Below are 18995 nucleotides of genomic sequence, written 5' to 3'. Positions count from 1 at the left end.
CAATGAGCATCTACCAGCCCGCCTTCGCGCTCACGGACGCACTGATCGACGAGGCCGCACGCCGCGGCTTCGCCCTCCGCGGCCCGAACTTTTTCGGCGGCGACGGCCGCTTCTCGGTGACGCTGCACGCCGACGGCGCCGTCGCCTCACGCCTGGACGGCATGGGCTTCCGCCTCCGGTGGCACTACGAGTCCTCCGGGACGGTCTGCGCGGTCCACGGCCGCAAGTTCGAGGACGTCACCGGCCGCCGCTGGCAGGTCGACGTGATCCGCACGGTCGGGCCCCTCTCCATGTACGGCCACCTGCTCGACGACGACGAGGACGAGGAGGCGGCGGCATGACCAGCACCGACCTCACCATCCGACAGGACCAGACCGAGTGGACGCCCGCACAGGTCGCCGCCCTCCAGCAGCTCGGCGTAGCCGACGCCTCCGACGCGGACCTCGCAGTCTTCCTCCACCAGGCGCAGCGCACAGGCCTAGACCCGTTCGCCCGGCAGCTGTACATGATCGGCCGCTACGACCGGCGCAGCGGCCGCACCAAGCAGACGATCCAGACCGGCATCGACGGGCTACGGCTCGTGGCCGCACGCCGCGCCGAACGCATGGGCGTGCCCCTGTCCATCTCCGCCGCCGAGTACGCAGACCCCCGCACTGGGAACTTCCGGCCGGTCCTGCCCGCCGGCACCATGCCGCTAGCGGCACGGGTGACCGTCCGGCTCGGCGAGGGCACCTATGAGGCCGTCGCCTACCTGTCCGAGTACGCGCAGACCGGCCGCGACGGCAGCCCCATGGGCATGTGGGCTCGCATGCCCATGACGATGCTCGCCAAGTGCGCGGAGGCGCAGGCGCTGCGCAAGGCATGCCCGATGGACCTGTCGGGGATCTACACCGCCGAGGAGATGCAGCAGGCGGACCAGGCTGCTGCCGACCGGCCGCAGCGGCCCGCCCAGTCGTCTGGGCAGTCGCAGCAGGTGGCGTCGTCTGGGCGTGAGCGGCTCGTCGCCGAGTGGCTGACCGTCCACGGCTACGACTCCAGTCCCGCCACGGTGCAGCGGCTCGTCGCCGAGGCCGAGAAGGCGGGCATCGACGCCACCCCCGACGCCTACCGGGCGTGGCTCGACGGCCAGCTCGCCAACGCATCCGCCAGCAGCACCGGCGAGGCGGTGGACGCAGAAGTCATCAACGTCGACGTCGACGTTGAGGACACCACCATCGACGCCATGGACGGCGCCGAGATCATCGGAGAGGAGACCGTGGCATGAGCACCCGCATTGACTGGTCGCAGGGGCCCATCCCCTGCAAATCCTGCGGCCGCCCCATGCGGCCAGCCAGGACCAAGACGGCCGACTGGCCGGGCACGGTCGTGTGCCGCAGGGACGGGCTCTGCCACGCCTGTGTGGAAAAGGCACGGCGTAAGGCCGAGACCGGCGCGCCGGGCCCGCAGGTGTCCGTGCCGCACCGCAACCCGGCCGCCCTCGCCGCGCGGGGCGGGGCCCGTCTCTCCTGGGAGCGGGCGATCCCCGGCGGCGGCGAGATCCCGCTCGCCCACTGGGAGGCGGAGGCGCTCGGCGCGGTCGCGAAGCGGGCGCGGGAGCTGCGTCTGATCCTGTGCGGACGCCCGGACATGACGGTGGTGCACGGCCGCACGCCGCGCATCAGGGCGGTGGCCAGGGTCCGCCCAATGACCGACACGGAGGCGGCCACCATAGCCCGCCACGGAATGCGGGTGGGTGAGGCAGCATGAGGCTCTACCTCGCAGGACACGACTGGGCAGGCGACGCCGACCCTGTGGCGGAACTCCGTGCGGCCGGGCATGACGTGCGCGTCCCCGCCGCCATCACCACCAGCACCGTCACCGCAGGCGCACGCCCCGGCGACACCCCCGAAATGGCCCTGTCCCGCGCCCGCATGCGGATGCTCGTCGACTGTGACGCCATCGCCCTAACACCCGGGTGGCGCGACGACACAGACGCGCTCGCCGCCGTCGACTGGGCCGACACCGTGGGCCTCCCCGTCGAGGAATGGGAGGCATGGATATGAGCCCCGACCTGACTGTCGGATCACTGTGCACCGGCTACGCCGGCCTGGAGATGGGGCTCCGCGACGCCGTGGTGCCCTGGACGCCGATCCGGTGGGTGGCGGACCCCGCCCCCGGCCCCGCGCGACTCCTCGCCGGCCGCTTCCCGGACACGCGCAACTACGGGGACATCACCGAGGTGGACTGGTCGCGGGTGGAGCCCGTCGACGTCATCACGGCCGGGACGCCCTGCCAGGGATTCAGCCTCGCCGGGCACCGGCGAGGCCTGCTGGACGCCAGGTCGGCGGTGATCAGGCATATGCTCCGCGCCGTCCGCAAACTCCGGCCACGGCTGGTGGTGTGGGAGAACGTGGCGTCGGCGCCCGCCGCGTGGGTCGCCGGGGAGCTGGACTCCGCCGGCTACCGGACCGCTACCCGCATCGTCACGGCGGCTGAGGCCGGCGCCCCGCACCGCCGCCGGCGGGTCTTCGTCCTCGCCGCCCGACGCGACGTCAGCACCTATGGGCTAGGACGCACCCTGATGCCGGTCCTGCCCTACGACGGGCCACGGGCGGGTCTCCTACCCACGCCGACGGCCAGCATGCACACCGGCCCAGGACGCGGAAGACGGCAGGGCGGCCCCAACCTCCAGACCGCCATCCGAGAGGGCCTGTGGATGCTGTCGGACGCACGCCGCAGGCAGCACATCTGGGAGCGCCGCATCGGGCGGCTCATGCCCGACCCCGAGGACGACCAGGGGCGCCTGAGCATGCGCTACGCCGAATGGCTGATGGGCACCCCCGACCGGTGGGTGACCGGCATCGACGGACTCACCCGCACCCAACAGGCCCAACTCATCGGCAACGGCGTCGTCCCCCAGCAGGCCACCTACGCCATCCACGCACTCGCCCGCGACCTCGCAAAGGACGCGCCATGAGTGCCGATATTCGTTTGAAGGAGCCGCTTATCTGCCCGCCGGGGATGGTCCTTTATGAGGCGGTATTCCGGCGGCGGGTTATCTGCCTGGTCCGCCAGGACGGCGGCGGGTGGGTGGCCTGGGACAAGGAGGGCCGCGCCAGCGGGACGACCGCGCGCGACGCAGCACAAAACTATTACGACACGTATTTGAAGGGCAGCAACTAATGGCATACAAGATTTCGGTCCTCATCCCCAAGGGTGAGTGGATCGCATCCAACGGGCCCGCCGGGCGCCTCCACTGGGCCGAGAAGGCCCGCCGCGTGAAGGCGCTGCGGGAGCGGGCGGGCTGGACCGCACGCCGAGCACGCATCCCAGCCCTCCAGCGGGCACGCATCGACGCCTACCTGCACGGACGCACCCGCCGCCGCGTCGACCCCGCCAACGCCTACCCCACCATCAAGGCCCTGGTCGACGGGCTGGTGGACGCCCACGTGCTGCCGGACGACGACAGCCTGCACCTGGACGGGCCGCACATGTACCAGGGGTCGGCCGACCCCGCCATGACCGAGGGCTGGCACCGGATCACGCTCATCATCACCCCGCTGGTGGTCCTCGCCGACGAGGACGACGTGGACGGGCAGGTGGCCGCATGAGCACCACCCGCCTCCGCGACCTCGCGGACCTGATCCCCGCCGGCGCGTCGTCCGCGCCGGTGCCTGACAGCGTGGCGTATGAGCTGCTGGAGCGGCTGGCCGCTGCCGGCGGCCCTGCCACGTGCGCGCACGGCCACGAGTGGTCTATTGCGACCGCCCGGGTGCGGGTGCGGCGCCGCCTCGGGCGTGGCATCACCCTGGAGCGCGACTGCCGCATCTGCAAGCACGAGGCGTGGCGCGAGCGGGTGCGGCACACCCGCCACCAGATGAAGGGCGGGCGCCTCACATGACCACCACACGTCACCTGGACGCCAAGCAGGCCCGGCAGGAGGAAATCGCCCTCGCCTACCAGGCCGCCTGCGAGACCCGACGCGGCAAGCGCCACGGCGTCGTCGTAACCCCCGTGGAGGTAGTGGACCACCAGGTCCGCGCCGTGCTCCAGCTGGCGCAGGACCAGCACGGCCCGGGCAGGGACACGCTCATGCGTATCCGCGCCCTGGACCCGTTCGGCGGGACCGGCATCTACCTCGCCCGCCTCATCCAGCTGGTGCCCCTGGAGCCCTGCGACAAGATCATCCTCGCCTCCCGGGCGGTGATGGTCGAGATCGACCCTGACGCCTGCCAGGCCGCCGTCGCCAACCTCCGCCAGGTCATGGCGGAGGAGACCGGCCAGGACCAGATCACGCCCCTGGTGTGCCAGGCCGACACCTACGGCGTCGGGGATGAGGTGTGGGACATGACCTGGCGGCTGACCCACCTGTACCGGCCGTCACGAGGGGAGGCCGCATGAGCGCCGACGACCGGTACGTGATGCTCGCCCTCGGCAGGCTCCGCGTCTACCACATCGCCCGAATCGTCTCGGTGGGCGAGTGCCCGCACCACGACCCGGTAGCCAACCTCGCCGTCCTGTGCGACGGCGGCGGCTGGCAGATCCACGGCCGCCCCTTCGGCCGGCCCATCACCGACATAGAGGGCCGCGACGACATCTGCCGCGCCTGCCAGGCCGCCTACCACCACACCGACACCGCCACCGCCGACGACGGCGGACTACTCGACCTACTGGAGGACTGACCCATGACCGTGACCATCCCCGCCCGCGAATTCGCCCGCCTAGTTGACCGCGTGACCGCCATCGTCCCCGACGACCCCGTACCGGTGCCAGTCCTCCGCAACGTGCACGCCTGGACCGCCGACGGCCGCCTGCTCATGGAGGCCACCGACCGGCACGTGCTGCTCCGCACCCGCCACACCGCCGACACCGACGACGCGGACCTCGACACGCTCATCCGCGCCGAGCACCTCACCGTCGCCCGCCGGGCCATCCCCGACCCCACACCTGTGCCAGAGACCGACTGGGAGGACTCCGAGGCATGGATCACCACCGTGGACCCCGCCAAGGACTGGACGGTCACCATCCGGGCCAGCGACGACGGCGAGCACGTCCACATCACCATCCACGGCGACACCGAGGTGACCATCACCGACGAGACGCGGCCCCTCAGCGAGTGGCCGCCCCTCGACGCCATCTGGGCCAATACCCGCGTCACCGCCGGACAGGACGCCACCTGCTACAACCCCCAGCTGCTGGCCGGACTCCTCCGCGCTGCCCCCGACGGCGAGCCCGCCGTCATCTGGCACTCCGGCGGGGAGTGCCGGGCCACCGTGGTGACTCTCGGCCCTGACACGGTCGCACTCATCATGCCCGTGGTACTGGGCACCCCTGACGTGATCGACCCAGTGCCGGACCCTCGCGACGGCTGGCCCGGCCTCCTGGCCGACGGCGAGGAGGGGCAGGCATGAGCGCCCGCACCGAGTCGGCAAACCACTGGTACGCGGTCCGCATCCTCGCCGACCACTACGCCGCCAACATCCTCGAATCCGCCGCCGGCGAGGTCTGGGAGCACTACCCCGAGATCTCCGAGGCGGCCGCTATGGACCTCACCGAGGTGATCGCCCACCGTATCGAGGCGCCCCACCCCGGCGCCGTCGCCTGGGCCGAGCGGCAGCTCGCCCCTACCGGTGGGGAGGTGGAGTCATGAGCCACCCGCTCGACGTCGCACTCCGCCCGCTCACACTCCCGCCACCACGCGGCCCAATCCCACACGGGCTCATGGAGATCACCAGCCTCGTAGGGCAGGTCGCCGACGGGTGGGCGCTACGCACCCGCACCGGCAACCTCGAGACCCCCTACGCGCCCGCCGTCATCCAGCACCGCAGGTGGCTCCTCGACCAGCTCACCTACCGGTGCGCCCTGTGGGCCCACGCCGAGGACATCGACGACCCCGTGACAGCCATCCGTGACACCTACGACGCGGCACCGTCCGCGCTCTCGCTCGACGAGGAGGACATGGACGACTACGAGCGGATGCGCGTGCTCGTGGATGCGCTGGGGAGGGTCGCCCATGCCACGCCCGCCCTGGACCTCGCCGACGCCCTGGTGGAGCTGGCCATGCACGCCGCCACCTGGGCCACCACCATCACCACGCAGGAGCAGCCATGAGCGTCACAAAGCGCACCCGCTACGAAGTCCTACGCCGCGACAACTACACGTGCCGGTACTGCCACTCCACCACCAGCGAGCTCACAGTCGATCACGTCATCCCAAAGGCGCTCGGAGGCAGCGACGACGCCAGCAACCTCGTGGCCGCCTGCCGCGACTGCAACGCAGGCAAGACCTCTACAAAGCCCGACGACCACCTGGTCGCGGAGGTCTCCGAGCAGGCCGTAGCACTCGCCGCCGCCCTCAAAACCGCACTGGCGAGGCGCGGGGACGAAATCGCCGAGGACCGCCTATGGGCTGAGAACGTGCAAGCGTGGTGGGACGACTCCGCCGACTCCTACGACTGCCCATGGGCGGCGATGGATGACGGCTGGGAGCAGACCGTGATCCGCTGGCGGAACCTCGGCGTCCCCGCCAACGTCATCACCGACGCCATTGACAAGGCCATGAGCCGCCGCAAGGTCACCGCATCACAAAAGTGGAAGTACACCTGCGGGATCGTCTGGAACATCATCCGCGAAGCGGTAGACGAAACCACAGGCCACAGCGACGCCACACCACAGAAGTGCGGGCACTGCTGGGCATGCCTCCACCCTGAGGCGGCCGACGAGGAGGAAGGCTGCGTCATCTACCACGCCCTCGAAGCTGGGGAGTCCGACTACGAGTGCCCGATCTGCCACCGGTACGACTGCCTCTACGGGCTCGGCATGGATGACGGCATGCAAGACGAGTACCGGCGGCTGATCGACCGCTTGCAGCCTGCGATCGACCACTACAAGACATGCCCAGAGGTAGACCGATGAGCCGCGACTACATTCCAGTGCGGCGCACCATCTGGACCGACCCGGACTTCCGCAAGCTGACGGTCGGCGCCCAGCACCTCTACTTCTTGCTCCTCACCCACCCGTCTATCAACTTCTGCGGCGTCGTCGACTGGAGGGAGGCGCGCCTCGCCGCGCTCACCGCCGGGCAGACGGTCCGATCGCTGAGGCAGGCCGCCTGGGAGCTGGGGCAGGCGGGATTCATCGCCGTGGACCCCGACACCGAGGAGGCCCTGGTCAGGTCGTTCGTCCGCCACGACGGCGCCCTCAAGTCGCCGAACATCACGCGGTCGCTGGTCAAGGACTACGCGGCCATCGCGTCCCCGATGCTCATGGCGATCGTCTCCCGTGAGGTGCGCAGGGCGTTCGAGGAGCACCCGGACTGGAAGGGGTACGACGCGTGCCTGGAGGTCCGCAAGCAGTTCCCCGAACCGGAAGCGAACCCTTCGGGAAACCCTTCGGGGAACCCTTCGGGGAACCCTTCGGGGAACCCTTCGGATTTGGTTCCAGATTGGTTCGATTCGAGTTCCCCCGAAAAAAGGGGAACCCTTCAAAATTCGCTCCCCCATCCTGTACCTGTACCTGAACCATCAACATCTAACGATGTTGATAGCTCACGCTCCGCTGACGCGGAGCGTGGCGCGCGCGCACACGACGACGGCACGCTCGACGTCGACGTCGAGGACGCCCCGGCCCCGAAGCCACGGAGACGGCACAAGCCCGCAGGCCCGCTCCCCGACGACTGGCAGCCCACCGACGAGCACCGAGCCCGCGCAGCCGCCGCAGGCCTCGACATCGACCACGAGGTGGACATGTTCCGGGCCCACGCCGAGAGCACCGACCGGTGGCAGGCGTCCTGGAACGGGGCCTTCACGACGTGGCTCGGCAAGTCCACCGAACGCCGTCAACAGCACCAGCAGGGCTACCGCAACCAGGCCCAAGTGCTCGCCGACATGCGAGCCCAAGCCGACCAGATCACCCGACAGCAGCAGGACGCCAACCCCCAGGGCGACGCGCTGCGACTCATCGCAGGAGGCCAAGCATGATCACCCCCAGGGACGCCGCCGACGCCGTGACCTACCTCGTCGCCGCCGGAGCCACCACAGCCCGCGACGCCCAAGGCCCCGTCTGGGCCGACTACCTCAACGACCAGGTGCCCGGTGGCCCCGACACTGGCGAGTTGCGGCCGGCCTGCCGTGCGGCGATCCGCGCCTGGCAGGACGCGGGCCGCGCCTGGCAGATCAACGTCGAGCACCTCGCCCAGGCGATCCGCAGGGGCCGCAGCGAGCGGATACGCGCCGAGGAGGACGCCCGGGGGCCGCTCCGCCCTGCAGGCCTCGACCACGAGCCCGACCTCGCCAACCGGTGGATCCAGGCCGCCCGACGGGCGGTCGGCACCGGCCAGGACCGGGCCGCCGCCGAGCAGCACGCCTGGCGGGCCATCGGCAGGCAGCCGCCACCGCCGGAAATCTCGATGGACAACCTCGTCGGCCGCGAGAAGGCGCGGGCCGTGCTCGCGGCGATCGCCGCACGCAAGGGCATCCCCCGGTGAGCCCGATCGTGTACCGGCCCCGCGACCTCGAGCGCATGGGGCGCGGCCGCAGCGTCCGGGCCATGTGGGCCGACCACGACCGCCACCGGGACGCCTGGCACCAACAACACACCAGCCAATCCGCACAAACCCAACCGATCCAGGAGGACACAACCATGACCAACGAGCCGATCATCACCATCATCGGCAACCTGACCGCGGACCCCGAGCTGCGGTTCACGCCGTCGGGGGCGCCGGTCGCGTCGTTCACGATCGCGTCCACGCCGCGCACCTTCAACCGGCAGGCGGGCCAGTGGGAGGACGGGACCCCGCTGTTCATGCGCTGCCAGGTCTGGCGCGACGCCGCGGAGAACGTGGCCGAGTCCCTGCGCAAGGGCATGCGCGTGATCGCGCAGGGGCGCCTCGTGCAGCGCTCCTACACCACCCGCGACGGCCAGGACCGCACCGTCGTGGAGCTGCAGGCGGACGAGGTTGGGCCGTCGCTGCGCTACGCCAGGGCGCAGGTCGCCAAGACCCCGCCACGCGGCCAGGGGCAGCCCGCGCAGGGGCAGGGCGGTGGTGGCTGGGACGCCCCCGCCGGCGGTGCCGCTGGCGACCCCTGGGCCACCCAGGGCGGCGACTCGGTGCCCTTCTAGGTCGCCCGCCACGACGGAACATGCCCAAATCTTGCACGGCTGCCCCCTAGACGGGACGAAAACGCCCCGCCCCCACCCCTGTAAGGGTCGGGTCGAGATCGGCCCGCCTAGCCCCCAAAACAAAGCCCGATACAAAACACAGAGAGGAACACCCCAGCCATGACCACCAGCCACGACAACCTCACCCAAGCCTTCAACGGCATCCGCGACTCCCTCCTGGCGATGCGCGACACCCTCAACCAGGCACTCGGCCACACCGCTCACGCCCAAGAGCTGGCCGCCGACCTCGACGACGCTGACACGGTAGACCACAGCGAGGTAACAACGCGCACTATTCCGGCAATGCATTTACAGCTCGGAATGACATACGCGCCCAACTACGGAACCGGCCAACACGAAATCACCGGCCTGGTATTCACCTCCCACTCCGTCCGCCTCTACCTCGACCACGGCGACAGGCACCTCACCTGCACGATCGACGACGACGTAAGAATCCTCGACAACCAGCAGGAGGAGGACATGACACCCATCCCCACAGCGCTCATCAACCGGCTACGCGACACCACTCCACACATCACCGTCGCCTGCAACAGCGAACGCGACGAGCTGCAGCCCATGCGGTACGCCATCGCCGAGCACGACACCGCCAAAGCCATCCTCGCCGCCGCCGACAGGGACAACTAACCCCACCCAGCACGGACAACCCACGGGACAAAACGCGCCCCCACAATCCAAGGAGCCGCACCATGACACCGCTAACCCGCCGCCGCATCCGCCACCTGAGGGCCACACCACCACCCGGACACGCCACCATCCCCATCCAGCTCATCACCGACCTAGCCGCACACCTCGACGCCATGGACCACGCCTACGACACCCGCGACAACTCCCTCTACCTCATCAACCGCGCCCGCACCCTCAACACCGCCCACAACATCGTCACAGCCGCACAGGAGCGCACCCGATGAGCATCTACACCGAAGACATCCGCAACCTCAGCATCGAAGGACTCATCCGCCAGGCCCGAAGCCTCACCCACACCATCGCCGACCCATACCAGCCCGCAACCGAGCGACGGGAAGCCGAACAACACCTCACCGACAACGCCTACGCCTACATCCACGCCCTACTCCACCGACTCGACCACATCAGCCAGGAGCGCTAACACCATGCACGTAACAATCACCGTCCAAGCCGACCACACCCCCGCCTGGCGATTCGACGCATCCGCTCAAACCAGTGCCGACACAGAAGAAGACACCATCCGCGAGAGCCTCCAGCTGGCCATCGACCTAGCAGACACCATCGATCAGCTCCGCGACGGCAAAGCAGCCCACAGCACACACCTCATCCTCCGCACCAACACCACCATCGACACCCGCCTCCTGCGCATCCCAGACATGCGCGGCCTGCACCTCAACTGACCAGGGGGACCAATGACCACGCCAGCACGCATGCTCACAGACCTAGCCCAATGGCTACCCCTCCTCCGCGAGCTCGAGCAGGGCAAGGGGCAGCCACGCAGCCCACAACCCAACCCCAGCCACGCCACCGACGCCGAGGGGCGCGTCCCCTTCGGCATCCGCGTCGACAACACCGACGAGCCCGCCGACGCCAGAACCGCAGCAGGCATCCTCCTGTGGGCCGCCACCTGGGCTGAGCACTGGGAGTCCTGGTACGGGCGCGCCCTCGGCGGCTCCCTCACCTACCTGGCCAGCATCGCCGACCAGGCCGCACGCCAGCACCCCGACGACTGGCAGGCACTCACCGACGAGCTGGAGCCGATCCACGCCCGTGTCGCAGCCGCCACCGGCCACACCGACCAGGACGACACCCAACACAGGTGCCCATCCTGCGGCGGACGACTCCAGCAGGCCGCCACCAAACGCGGCCTCACCGACAGTCGCCAATGCGCCACCTGCCAATCATGGTGGCCCGACGGCGAAATCATCGACGCCACCAGGCACCACACCATCACCACCACCAGCGACGCCGACGTGTGGGTCACCCGCACCGAAGCACGCAACCTCCACCCCGGCCTACGCGCAGACCTCCTCCGCCAATGGATCCACCGCGGACACATCCGCACAGACCACACCGGCAGACTCAACCTAGGAGACCTCAACACACGCACCAAAGACCTCGACACACGCAAGACCGCAGCGTGATAACCTGGTCGCGTCACGCAATCGACGCCGACTGCGCCCAAAACCGGAAGGCCCCGACACCAACACAAAGGTGCCGGGGCCAAACCACACCCAAACACCATGCCCTGGAGCACCAGCAACCGCCGCCAACGACTCCCCCGAAACTGGCCACAAATCCGCGCCCAAGTCCTCGCGCGCGCACACGGCCAATGCCAAGCCATCAACCACGCGCCCGGATGCGACGGCCACGCAACCGACATCGACCACATCACACCAGGCGACAACCACACCCTCAACAACCTCCAAGCCCTCTCCGCCGCCTGCCACCTAGCCAAGACCGCCCGGGAGACCGCGGCCCGCAACCACGCCCGGGCACGCCTCCGCCAGCACCCCGACGAGAAGCACCCGGGCGAAATCTGAGCGCGCCGCATCGCGCTGGCCCACCACGGGGTGGGGGTGACTCCCCTCCCCGGGCCTGCCGAGCAACCGCGGGATAGCAGCTCCTGGGCAGCGTGCCCGACTGCCCGGCTTTTCGGGGGCTGTTTTTGGGCTCCTGAGGGCCGTTCTGGCGGGCTTTCCGGGGCCTGTTGGGGGTCACCTACTGGCTTCGGGTTTTCGGCCCGCCTGTTGGCTGCCATTCCGGGGGTTTCGTTACACGCGCCGCGCGGTTGTGCCGTATACTAGGGCCATGGTGATGTGCGCGTGGTGCTGCGGCGAAGTCCCCCGCCGGGATACTGGGCGGCCAGGCCGGTTCTGCTCGGGCCGTTGCCGCGTGGCCGCGCACCGTGCCGCGAAGCTCCTGCCTGGCGTGCCGGTGGAGATGATCGGACGCGCCCGGTGGGTGCGCCGGGATGGGAAGCGGCCGGTCACGGTTGACGGCGCTCCGGCGTCGTCGACGGACCCGGGCACGTGGTCCCCGCTGCGGCGCGTGCTCGGCTCCCAGACCGGGTTCGGTGTTGGGTTCATGCTCGGCGGCGGGATCGGCTGCCTGGACCTGGACCACTGCCTCGACGGCGACGGCCGCCCGAGCGCGTTTGCCCAGCGTGTCCTGGACGCGTGCCCGGCAACCTACGTGGAGGTGTCCCCGTCTGGGACGGGGCTGCATGTGTTCGGCCAGCTTCCTGAGGGGCCGGGCCGGAGGCTTCCGGGCGTGGAGGTGTATTCACGCGCCCGGTTTATGACTGTGACCGCCCGCCCCTACAAGACGAGCGCGGCGGTTCTGGGCGACCTGGCCGAGGTCGCCCACGCGCTGACTAACTGACCGGCCGCCATGCCCCGGGTGGGCGGGTGGCTGGCGCCCGAGACCCTGGGAGGTCGTGATGTCCAAGAAGTACCCTGCGCCTGCGGGTCTGTCGAAGAAGGCGAACGCTCGCTGGAATGATGTGGTGAAGCGTTGGGACTTGCGCCCGGATGAGCTGCGCGTCCTGGAGGATGCGTGCCGGGAGATGGACATCATCGACTCCCTGCAGAAGGTGCTGGCGGAGGACGGGCCGCTTACTACCGGGTCCATGGGGCAGGTGGTGGCGCACCCGGCCTTGGGGGAGATCAGGCAGCACCGTAGTGTCCTGGCGGGCTTGCTGCGGTCGTTGAAGCTGCCGGACGATGCTGCCGGGGCGGGTGGTGAGGCTGAGGGGCGGTCTTCGGCGGCGAGGAAGGCGGCTCAGTCGCGGTGGGCTGTGCATCATGGCGCGGCCGCGTAGCGCGAAGCCGGCACTGCTGCACGATCACGCTGCCGAGTACGCGGAGATTGAGGCCTGGTATCGGGGCCAGCTGGCGCGCACGGTGCCGCCCGAGGGGCTGGCGTGGGCGCCGAACCGGATTGGTCCCGTGTGGGACTGGGAGCCGGGGCGCGGCTGGCTGCTGCCGGAGCGGACGATCGGCTGGCAGGTGCTCTCCTGGGCCGGGTTCTGGCTGAACGCGGCTGGCGGCGGCCCGTGGACGTACACGATGGAGCAGGCCCGGTTCATCCTGTGGTTCTACGCCGTCGACGACGCGGGCCGGTTCCTCACACCGAACGCCGTGCTACAGAGGTTGAAGGGGTGGGGGAAGGATCCGCTGGCGGCGACGATGAGCGCGGTCGGCATGATTGGCCCGTCCGTGCCCGAGCTGCACCCGTCCGGTGAGGTCACTGGGCGGGCGGAGCCAGACGCGTGGGTGCAGATCCTCGCTGTCGCCCAGGAGCAGACCGCCAACACGATGAAGCTGTTCCCGTCCTTGTTCTCGCCGGAGTGCCGCTCCTGGTACGGGGTGCAGGTCGGGAAGGCGAATGTGTGGGCGATGGATGACACTCGCCAGATTCAGGCGGTGACGTCTAACCCGCTGACCGTGGAGGGCGGCCGTCCCACGTTTGTGCTCAGGAATGAGACTCAGAACTGGGTGGCGTCGAATAACGGTCACGCGATGGCGGGCGCGGTCGACGGTAACGTCGCGAAGTCGACGCGTGAGCGGCAGGCCCGCATCCTCGACATCTGCAACGCCTACGTGGACGGGCGGGACAGTGTGGCTCAGCGGACGCGTGAGGGCTGGGAGAAGACGCAGGGGCCGCACGCCACGCACGCCGACTTCGGGCTGCTGTATGACAGCCTGGAGGCGCCGGAGAGTGCGCCGCTGACTGCTGAGGCGGTACCCGAGGTTGTGCGGGCGGTCCGTGGTGACGCCGTGTGGCTTGACGAAGATCGCATTCTGAAGTCGGTGCTGGACCCGAGGAATCCGCCGTCGGAGAGTCGGCGTAAGTGGTTCAATCAGGTGGCGGCTGAGGAGGACGCGTGGTTTAACCGCCGCGAGTGGGACCGGTGCGCCGACACCGAGCTGGTGTTGGATCCTGGCGACGAGCTGGCCGTGTTCTTCGACGGCGGCAAAAGCGATGATGCGACCGCGCTCATGGGTTGCCGCATCCTGGACGGGGCCGTGTTTACGCTGGGGATGTGGCAGCGGCCGCCGGAGGCTCGCGCGAACGGGTGGGTTGCGCCGCGTGACCGGATCGATGAGACGGTGCGGGGTCTGCTGGACACGCACAACGTGGTCGCCTTGTGGGCGGACCCGTCGCACACTCGCGACGACGAGACCATGGCCCTGTTCTGGGACTCAATCATTGACGGGTGGCATCGTGACTATGGGCGGCGTCTGCGCCTGTGGGCTGACGGCAAGCGCAAGGGCGGCCACTCGGTCATGTGGGACATGTCCGACCCCCAGCATGCCGAGGCTTTCGTGCAGCAGGTTGGGCGGACGACGGCGGAGGTCGGCTCCCTGGAGCTGGTGCATGACGGCGACATCCGGCTACGGACTCACGTGCTGAACGCGCGCCGCATGCCGACGAAGTGGGGCATGAGCATTGGGAAGAATCACCGGGAATCGCGCCGGAAGGTGGACCTTGCGGTGGCGATGGTCGGTGCCCGGCTCGCCCGGAGAACGTACGTGAATAGTGGCCGCCGTCGTGGCGGTAGAGGCATCTGGTAAAGACGAAAAGGGGGGTGGGGCTATGCGGCCGGCGAATGTGACTGCGCTGATCCGTGACCGGCTCGACGAGCAGGCGAGGACCGCCCGCGGCCGGTGCGACGACATTGACGCGCTGATGCGCGCCGACACGGAGTCGGTGTGGGAGCAGCTGCGTGCTGCAGCCCCGGCTGGTGACCGGAAGCGTGAGGCGGCCCAGCTGCGGCGCCTGTCCGGCACTCCGCTGCTGCGGCTCATCGTGGAGGAGACCGCCCAGCAGATGATCGCCGACGGCGTGTCATCCGATAGCGGGCGGGACACGGCGGCCATGTGGGCGCCGTGGGAGCGCAACGGCCTCCCCTCCCGGCAGGGGGCCCTCTACAGTGCGGCCCTGACCTACGGGCAGGCGTACATCCTGGCCCTGCCGGGCACAGCGCCGACCGTGGAGGGGACCGCCGCCGTCCTGTCCGCCTACAGTCCCAAGCACCTGCACGTGGTGTGGGGGGATGTAGCGGAGGACGAGTGGCCCCTCTACGCGCTGCGGACGATTCCTCAGCCGCATGGGCGCGCGTTCCGGCTGATCGACGAGGACGCCACGCATTTCCTGGCGGAGGACGAGTCCGGGCGGCTCGAATACATCGAGGCCCGTCGTCACGGCCTGGGCGTGTGCCCGGTCATCCGGTACGCCCCGTCCGCTGACATTGACGGCGTGAGTGTCGGTGAGCCCGCCCGCTTCAAGGTGGTGGCCGAGCGCCACCAGAAGAGCACGCATGACCGGCTCATGGCCCAGCACTACAACTCCTGGAAGGTGCGGTATGCGACCGGCCTGCCGGAGCCGGGCAGCACGGAGGAGGACAACCGGCAGAAGGCGGCCCTGTCCAACCCGGACCTGCTCACCGGCGGCGAGGGCGTAACGTTTGGCACCCTCGCCGAAACGTCATTGGACGGGCTGCTGCGGGCCGAGCAGGAAGACCTGAACACGCTCGCCGCCGTCGCCCAGAAGCCCGTGTGGTCCCTGTCCGGCGCCCAGCTGGTGAACCTGTCCGCCGACGCCATCGCTGAGGCCCGCTCCACCGAGCGGCTCAAGGTCCAGTCGTTCCAGCGTGCCCTGGGGCAGTCTCACGCCCGCCTGCTGCGCCTCGCCTCCCACATTGAGGGGCGGACGGATGACGCCGCCGACTTCGGGCTGCACGTGAACTGGCAGGACACGGAGGCCCGCTCCCTGTCGCAGGCCGCCGACGCCCTGGGGAAGATCGCCTCCCAGCTGGGCGTGCCCGCCGAGCTGCTGTGGGACATGATCCCCGGCGTCTCCCCGACGCAGGCCGACATGTGGCGGCGGTACGCCGACGAGCACCCGGACATGGACGCCCTGCTGGCCGCCCACCTGACCGCACAGGATGCTGCTGGTGTCCCGGACGCCTGACGGTCGGCGGCTCACGGACGCCTACCGGCGGGGCGCTAACGCGCGCGCCGAGGTGATCCGCCGCCGCGTCAACCGGCATTTCGGCTGGTACATGCGGCCTGACGACATCGACTACGGGCGCTCCCAGTTCATCGCGCGGGCTACGGGTGACGTGCTCGCCGGAGCCGAGGCTGAGCGGGCCATGACTGGCCGCTACCTGGCCCGTCAAGCCGCCGCCGAGGGGCACCGGGGAATTGAGGTGGTGTCCCCGACGCTCGCGACCGCCGACGTCGCCGAGACTCTCACCGTCCACGGCCCCGTCGCCTACAAGACGGCGAAGCTGCGGGGCCTGGATGACGCCACCGCGTACGCGTATGCGCGCACGCGCGTGTCCATGGCCGCCCGTGGCCTCATCATGGACGCCGGCCGTGGCATGGTCACTATGACGGCGCGCGCGAACGGGGCACGTTGGCGGCGGGTCACCGACGGCACCCCGTGCGCCTTCTGCGCAATGCTCGCTGGCAGGGGCCCCGTCTACGCCGAGGACACGGTGGACTTCGAGGCGCACTCGCAGTGCGGGTGCACGGCGGAGGAGTGCTGGGAGACCCCCGACGAGTGGGTTGCCGAGTACGCCACCGAGCGTGAGGTGGCGTGGATCAACGCCTACTTCGACGCCGCCGAAGAAGCCTCCGACGCGGGGCAGCCGAGGGTCGCCCCCGTCCGTAAGGCCGGCCGGAGCAGGGACACGGTACTGGCGCGGATGCGGCGCATGCACCCGGACCTGTTCCACGACGGCGTTTACCCCCGCGACTAGCACAAGACTTCCCGACCGCACCGTGTGGTCGGGGCAGGACCGCACCCCCGGTGGGTGCACCACACCACCAGACCCCCAGGAGGGCCAACCATCATGCGCAACAGCACTATGCGTCACCTGCTCCGGTACGCCGTCGACCCCGGCACTGAGGGCGGCGGCGCTGACACCGCGGGCGACGCGGACGCGGCCGCCACCACGGCCGACACCGCCAACCCCGACACCGACGCCGACGGTGACGGCGGCGAGGACAACGGCGACGGTGAGAACAGTAAGGAGGCCGACTCCCCGGAGGAGTGGGACCACGCACGCGCCCTCGCCAAGATCCGCAAGGCAAACGCCGAAGCCAAGGCCCAACGGGCACGGGCCAAGGCAGCCGAGCAGAAGGCGGCCACCGTCGACGACCTCACCCGAGAGCGCGACGAGCTGGCCCGCAAGGTGCACCGGCTAGAGGTCGCCGCCGAGTACGGGCTCGACCCGCGGCTAGCCGCCCGCCTACAGGGCGACACCGCCGAGGAGATGCGCCAGGACGCGCAGGAGCTCCTCGAAATGTTCGCGCCCCGCACCCCGCCGTCCCAGAAGCCCCGCACCGGTGACGGTGCCGCACCACGCCAGCAGGTGGAGCGCACCGAAACCAGCGACGAGGCCGCCAAGCGCATGTTCGCCAACCGCAACTAACCGAAGGAGCAGCCCACAATGGCTCACACCCTTTACACCCCCGAGCAGGCCGCGTCCTCCACGCTCGCGGCCCTCCGCTACCTGACGAACCTGCCCCGCACCGTCCGCATGGACTTCGCGGGCGAGTTCGTCGCCGGCCGAGGCCAGACCGTCAACGTCAAGGGCCCCATCTCTGCCGGCACCGCCAACATCTACACGCCCACCAACCGGCAGGCCCGAGACGAGATCACCTTCAACGACCTCACCCAGACCTGGATCCCCGTCAAGCTGGAGAACCAGATCTACAACGCCGTCCGCCTCCCCGACGACTGGGCGACCTTCACCCTGTCCAGCCTGGAGCAGGAGGTTCTGATCCCACAGGCAGAGTCCGTCGTGGATCAGCTGGCGGACCCGCTCCTGGAGGAGATGCGCGCCATCAAGGCACCCACCGCCTCCGGCACCGGCGCGGACGTGACCTACAACGCCGGCACCGCGTTGAAGTTCGCCGCCGACGGCACCGACGCCCTGAAGGTGATCGCCCGCCTGCGCAAGGTGCTCAACGACCGGAAGGTGCCCACGCAGGGCCGCACGCTCGCCGTCGGCTCCGCCATCGCCGCCCTCCTGCTCACCAACGAGACCCTGGTGCAGGCACACTCCGCGGGCACCACGGAGACTCTGCGGCAGGCAACCATCGGCACCATCTACGGCTTCACCATCGTGGAGGAGGCCGCTCTGCCGGAGGACTTCGCGATTGCTTACAACCGTGACGCGTTCGCGTTCGTGACCCGGCCGTCCCGCAAGCCGGAGGGTGCCGCCTATGGTGCCACCGTCGCCAAGGACGGCTTCTCCCTGCGGCACATCATGCACTACAACCCGCTTCAGCTGGAGGACCAGTCCATCGTGGACACGTTCTTCGGTGCGGCCACCCTGGACGCGAAGCGGGCTGTGTCCTGCGGCCTCGCCGCCGGCGACTGACACGGCAGGGGGTGAGCGGCGGTGAGCGACCAGTACAAGCTGGCGACCGTGGAGGATCTGGCCGGGTGGCTCGGCGAGTCCATCGACGATGGCACCGAGATGGTGCGGGCGGGCTGGGCGCTTGCCGCCGCCACCGGCCTTGTCCTGGACGAGACCGGCCAGGATGAGACCAGGTGGGAGCTGGGGCGCGTGCCGGCGCGGGTGCAGCATGTTGTGCTCGCCTGTGCCGCGCGCGCCTTCTCCAACCCTGAGTCGTGGCAGTACGAGTCCGTGGACGATTGGCGGGCGGGCGGCAGGCCGGTTGATGAGGCCGGACTGTTCCTCACTGCCAGCGAGAAGCGGGCGCTGTCGGCGTTCGCGGCGACGCCGACGAAGGGCATCGGGGTCATCGGCACTACCCGGCCGGTGTATCCGGCGGTGCCGATTGATCCGGTGGCTGACGCGCTCCTGTATGGGGGTGGCCGGTCATGAGG

Annotated in this window: 31 protein-coding genes; all 31 read left to right on the top strand. The window is 69.8% G+C overall.

Annotated features, from left to right (window positions below; translation table 11 throughout):
- Positions 1 to 2 precede the first annotated feature (2 nt).
- The 31 genes from E4J16_RS13850 to E4J16_RS13700 all read left to right on the top strand — a co-directional run bounded on the left by E4J16_RS13850 (position 3) and on the right by E4J16_RS13700 (position 18993).
- On the top strand, positions 3 to 341 hold the full coding sequence (locus E4J16_RS13850) for a hypothetical protein (RefSeq protein WP_136314348.1): 339 nt from the start codon (positions 3 to 5) through the stop codon (positions 339 to 341).
- Entirely contained in the window at positions 338 to 1264 is a 927-nt protein-coding gene (gene bet, locus E4J16_RS13845; protein ID WP_136314347.1) for a phage recombination protein Bet, read from the top strand. Before E4J16_RS13850 ends, bet begins: the two co-directional genes overlap by 4 nt.
- Positions 1261 to 1746 carry a hypothetical protein gene (locus E4J16_RS13840; RefSeq protein WP_136314346.1) on the top strand — a complete coding sequence of 162 codons (486 nt, stop codon included), beginning with the start codon at positions 1261 to 1263 and terminating at the stop codon, positions 1744 to 1746. Before bet ends, E4J16_RS13840 begins: the two co-directional genes overlap by 4 nt.
- The gene (locus E4J16_RS13835; protein ID WP_136314345.1) at positions 1743 to 2042 is read left to right on the top strand and encodes a DUF4406 domain-containing protein; all 300 of its coding nucleotides are present in this window, start codon (positions 1743 to 1745) and stop codon (positions 2040 to 2042) included. Before E4J16_RS13840 ends, E4J16_RS13835 begins: the two co-directional genes overlap by 4 nt.
- Complete coding sequence (locus E4J16_RS13830; protein ID WP_136314344.1) at positions 2033 to 2956, top strand: DNA cytosine methyltransferase; 924 nt, start codon at positions 2033 to 2035, stop codon at positions 2954 to 2956. The genes E4J16_RS13835 and E4J16_RS13830 overlap by 10 nt, the downstream gene beginning before the upstream one ends.
- The gene (locus E4J16_RS13825) at positions 2953 to 3162 is read left to right on the top strand and encodes a hypothetical protein (protein ID WP_136314343.1); all 210 of its coding nucleotides are present in this window, start codon (positions 2953 to 2955) and stop codon (positions 3160 to 3162) included. The genes E4J16_RS13830 and E4J16_RS13825 overlap by 4 nt, the downstream gene beginning before the upstream one ends.
- Positions 3162 to 3590: a hypothetical protein gene (locus tag E4J16_RS13820; protein ID WP_136314342.1), complete on the top strand. Its 429-nt coding sequence runs from the start codon at positions 3162 to 3164 to the stop codon at positions 3588 to 3590. Before E4J16_RS13825 ends, E4J16_RS13820 begins: the two co-directional genes overlap by 1 nt.
- Positions 3587 to 3880: a hypothetical protein gene (locus E4J16_RS13815; RefSeq protein ID WP_136314341.1), complete on the top strand. Its 294-nt coding sequence runs from the start codon at positions 3587 to 3589 to the stop codon at positions 3878 to 3880. The genes E4J16_RS13820 and E4J16_RS13815 overlap by 4 nt, the downstream gene beginning before the upstream one ends.
- Positions 3877 to 4380, top strand: a complete 504-nt coding sequence (locus E4J16_RS13810; protein WP_136314340.1) for a hypothetical protein — start codon at positions 3877 to 3879, stop codon at positions 4378 to 4380. Before E4J16_RS13815 ends, E4J16_RS13810 begins: the two co-directional genes overlap by 4 nt.
- Positions 4377 to 4661 carry a hypothetical protein gene (locus E4J16_RS13805; RefSeq protein WP_136314339.1) on the top strand — a complete coding sequence of 95 codons (285 nt, stop codon included), beginning with the start codon at positions 4377 to 4379 and terminating at the stop codon, positions 4659 to 4661. The genes E4J16_RS13810 and E4J16_RS13805 overlap by 4 nt, the downstream gene beginning before the upstream one ends.
- 3 nt (positions 4662 to 4664) lie before the next feature.
- On the top strand, positions 4665 to 5390 hold the full coding sequence (locus E4J16_RS13800) for a hypothetical protein (RefSeq protein WP_136314338.1): 726 nt from the start codon (positions 4665 to 4667) through the stop codon (positions 5388 to 5390).
- Complete coding sequence (locus E4J16_RS13795; RefSeq protein WP_136314337.1) at positions 5387 to 5629, top strand: hypothetical protein; 243 nt, start codon at positions 5387 to 5389, stop codon at positions 5627 to 5629. Before E4J16_RS13800 ends, E4J16_RS13795 begins: the two co-directional genes overlap by 4 nt.
- Complete coding sequence (locus tag E4J16_RS13790) at positions 5626 to 6090, top strand: hypothetical protein (RefSeq protein WP_136314336.1); 465 nt, start codon at positions 5626 to 5628, stop codon at positions 6088 to 6090. The genes E4J16_RS13795 and E4J16_RS13790 overlap by 4 nt, the downstream gene beginning before the upstream one ends.
- Positions 6087 to 6893, top strand: coding sequence for an HNH endonuclease (locus E4J16_RS13785; protein WP_136314335.1), 807 nt, complete (start codon positions 6087 to 6089; stop codon positions 6891 to 6893). Before E4J16_RS13790 ends, E4J16_RS13785 begins: the two co-directional genes overlap by 4 nt.
- Complete coding sequence (locus E4J16_RS13780; RefSeq protein ID WP_136314334.1) at positions 6890 to 7957, top strand: hypothetical protein; 1068 nt, start codon at positions 6890 to 6892, stop codon at positions 7955 to 7957. Before E4J16_RS13785 ends, E4J16_RS13780 begins: the two co-directional genes overlap by 4 nt.
- Positions 7954 to 8463 (top strand): hypothetical protein, encoded by a 510-nt coding sequence (locus E4J16_RS13775; RefSeq protein WP_136314333.1) that lies wholly within the window; start codon positions 7954 to 7956, stop codon positions 8461 to 8463. Before E4J16_RS13780 ends, E4J16_RS13775 begins: the two co-directional genes overlap by 4 nt.
- Positions 8464 to 8618: 155 nt before the next feature.
- Positions 8619 to 9098: a single-stranded DNA-binding protein gene (locus tag E4J16_RS13770; protein WP_136314729.1), complete on the top strand. Its 480-nt coding sequence runs from the start codon at positions 8619 to 8621 to the stop codon at positions 9096 to 9098.
- A gap of 159 nt (positions 9099 to 9257) precedes the next feature.
- A complete protein-coding gene (locus E4J16_RS13765; protein WP_136314332.1) occupies positions 9258 to 9782 on the top strand; it encodes a hypothetical protein in 525 nt (174 codons plus the stop codon).
- Positions 9783 to 9844: 62 nt separating this feature from the next.
- Positions 9845 to 10066, top strand: a complete 222-nt coding sequence (locus E4J16_RS13760; RefSeq protein WP_136314331.1) for a hypothetical protein — start codon at positions 9845 to 9847, stop codon at positions 10064 to 10066.
- A complete protein-coding gene (locus tag E4J16_RS13755; RefSeq protein WP_136314330.1) occupies positions 10063 to 10263 on the top strand; it encodes a hypothetical protein in 201 nt (66 codons plus the stop codon). Before E4J16_RS13760 ends, E4J16_RS13755 begins: the two co-directional genes overlap by 4 nt.
- Before the next feature lie 4 nt (positions 10264 to 10267).
- A complete protein-coding gene (locus tag E4J16_RS13750; protein ID WP_136314329.1) occupies positions 10268 to 10522 on the top strand; it encodes a hypothetical protein in 255 nt (84 codons plus the stop codon).
- Positions 10523 to 10534: 12 nt separating this feature from the next.
- On the top strand, positions 10535 to 11266 hold the full coding sequence (locus tag E4J16_RS13745) for a hypothetical protein (RefSeq protein WP_136314328.1): 732 nt from the start codon (positions 10535 to 10537) through the stop codon (positions 11264 to 11266).
- 99 nt (positions 11267 to 11365) lie between these two features.
- Positions 11366 to 11665, top strand: a complete 300-nt coding sequence (locus E4J16_RS13740) for an HNH endonuclease (protein ID WP_136314327.1) — start codon at positions 11366 to 11368, stop codon at positions 11663 to 11665.
- A gap of 352 nt (positions 11666 to 12017) precedes the next feature.
- A complete protein-coding gene (locus E4J16_RS13735) occupies positions 12018 to 12506 on the top strand; it encodes a bifunctional DNA primase/polymerase (protein ID WP_240038169.1) in 489 nt (162 codons plus the stop codon).
- Between the two features lie 58 nt (positions 12507 to 12564).
- Entirely contained in the window at positions 12565 to 12945 is a 381-nt protein-coding gene (locus E4J16_RS13730; protein ID WP_136314325.1) for a hypothetical protein, read from the top strand.
- Entirely contained in the window at positions 12929 to 14701 is a 1773-nt protein-coding gene (locus E4J16_RS13725) for a terminase (RefSeq protein WP_136314324.1), read from the top strand. Before E4J16_RS13730 ends, E4J16_RS13725 begins: the two co-directional genes overlap by 17 nt.
- A gap of 22 nt (positions 14702 to 14723) precedes the next feature.
- The gene (locus tag E4J16_RS13720; RefSeq protein WP_136314323.1) at positions 14724 to 16100 is read left to right on the top strand and encodes a phage portal protein; all 1377 of its coding nucleotides are present in this window, start codon (positions 14724 to 14726) and stop codon (positions 16098 to 16100) included.
- Positions 16084 to 16893 carry a VG15 protein gene (locus tag E4J16_RS13715; RefSeq protein WP_136314322.1) on the top strand — a complete coding sequence of 270 codons (810 nt, stop codon included), beginning with the start codon at positions 16084 to 16086 and terminating at the stop codon, positions 16891 to 16893. The genes E4J16_RS13720 and E4J16_RS13715 overlap by 17 nt, the downstream gene beginning before the upstream one ends.
- A gap of 93 nt (positions 16894 to 16986) precedes the next feature.
- Positions 16987 to 17568, top strand: a complete 582-nt coding sequence (locus tag E4J16_RS13710) for a hypothetical protein (RefSeq protein ID WP_136314321.1) — start codon at positions 16987 to 16989, stop codon at positions 17566 to 17568.
- Between the two features lie 18 nt (positions 17569 to 17586).
- A complete protein-coding gene (locus E4J16_RS13705; RefSeq protein ID WP_136314320.1) occupies positions 17587 to 18522 on the top strand; it encodes a major capsid protein in 936 nt (311 codons plus the stop codon).
- A 21-nt stretch (positions 18523 to 18543) separates the two neighbouring features.
- Complete coding sequence (locus E4J16_RS13700; protein WP_136314319.1) at positions 18544 to 18993, top strand: hypothetical protein; 450 nt, start codon at positions 18544 to 18546, stop codon at positions 18991 to 18993.
- Positions 18994 to 18995: the final 2 nt, after the last annotated feature.

The sequence above is a fragment of the Actinomyces procaprae genome (assembly GCF_004798665.1).
Classification (GTDB): domain Bacteria; phylum Actinomycetota; class Actinomycetes; order Actinomycetales; family Actinomycetaceae; genus Actinomyces; species Actinomyces procaprae.
This window is presented reverse-complemented; position numbering and strand designations above follow the sequence as displayed.